The organism is Campylobacter sp. S4:11, from assembly GCF_024723695.1.
Classification (GTDB): domain Bacteria; phylum Campylobacterota; class Campylobacteria; order Campylobacterales; family Campylobacteraceae; genus Campylobacter_D; species Campylobacter_D jejuni_C.
Genome location: NZ_JANQDC010000077.1, coordinates 1 through 716 on the forward strand (window position 1 = coordinate 1; position 716 = coordinate 716).

A 716-nucleotide genomic window follows, 5' to 3' on the forward strand; every position below is an offset into this window, starting at 1 on the left:
GTAAGAACTTTAACTATTTATTCATTCCTAGATGAAGATGAGGAACTTTCAAGAAAAGCTAGTCGAATTGTTTTAAATTTAAATAACGATATTATATCCTATCTTTTATACAATGAAAGAAATATCACAAATCATAAAACTTATTTTTTATTTGATAAGGAAAGATTTAAAGTTTTTGAAGATTTTTTATTTTTTCTAAATACTCGTTTAGAAGAGGATTTTTTGCAAAATAAAATCAAAAGTCATGATTTTTCACATATTGTTTATTATACATCTTCTTTAATTGGAAACAACTGGGGATTTTCCCATATTTATATTGGAGATCTTTCTAAAAAATTCACATGTAAATTTGATAATTCTAAAACTGCAATAATTTTAAATACAATGAGAAAACTAAATAAAATTACAGATAATGTTACAAGAAGAATTCGTAAAGATTTTTTTTTAGATAATCAAGCTAAAGAGAAGCTAAAAGAAAATATTAATAAAATTTTAGAAAACTTCAACAAGAAGACATTGACAAATCTTAACACTCTACAATCTAAACTAAAAGAATGCACAAATGAATGAGATAAAACTTAACACTCAAAATAAAACCTTAAACGAAACAAAAAAAGACACAAAAACTATTTTTAGAATATCAAGGAATATAAATGAAAAAACCTTTTTATAAACTTAAAAAATTTTATATACCCTGCGGTTTGCTTATAGCTTTT

1 protein-coding gene is annotated in these 716 nt (G+C 22.6%); it reads left to right on the forward strand.

Going from position 1 to position 716, the window contains the following annotated elements:
• Window positions 1-570 (forward strand): hypothetical protein (locus CAMP5053_RS08250; protein WP_337217644.1); only part of this gene is annotated, 570 nt, incomplete at its 5' end.
• Between the last annotated feature and the right edge of the window lie 146 nt (window positions 571-716).